Annotated in this window: 1 pseudogene; it reads left to right on the top strand. The window is 63.7% G+C overall.

Annotation, left to right across the window (positions count from 1 at the left end):
- Positions 1-289: pseudogene (locus tag SB822_RS56340) on the top strand (phospholipase C, phosphocholine-specific); the annotation flags it as partial.

Raw genomic sequence — 289 nt, 5'->3', positions numbered from 1 at the left:
CACCGCATGGCGTCGCACGGTGTGCGGCGACCTGACGACAGCGTTCGATTTCCGCACGCCCGACTCGCGCATTCCGCCGCTGCCCGACACGAGCAACTACAAGACCATTGCCGACAACCAGTGCGCGACGCAGCCGAAACCGACCGTGCCCGCGACGCCCGGCTCAATCGATCCGCAGGAAAGCGGCATTCGTTTCGCGCGCGCCTTGCCGTATGAATTGCATGTGAACGGCCACGCGGACGCGAAGCAGAACGCGTTCGAAATTTCATTCGGCAATACCGGCGACCAG

It is taken from the genome of Paraburkholderia sp. SIMBA_054, assembly GCF_046534875.1.
Lineage (GTDB): Bacteria > Pseudomonadota > Gammaproteobacteria > Burkholderiales > Burkholderiaceae > Paraburkholderia > Paraburkholderia hospita.
The sequence above is the reverse complement of the archived record's forward strand: the minus strand, read 5'-3'. Positions and strand labels throughout refer to the sequence as shown.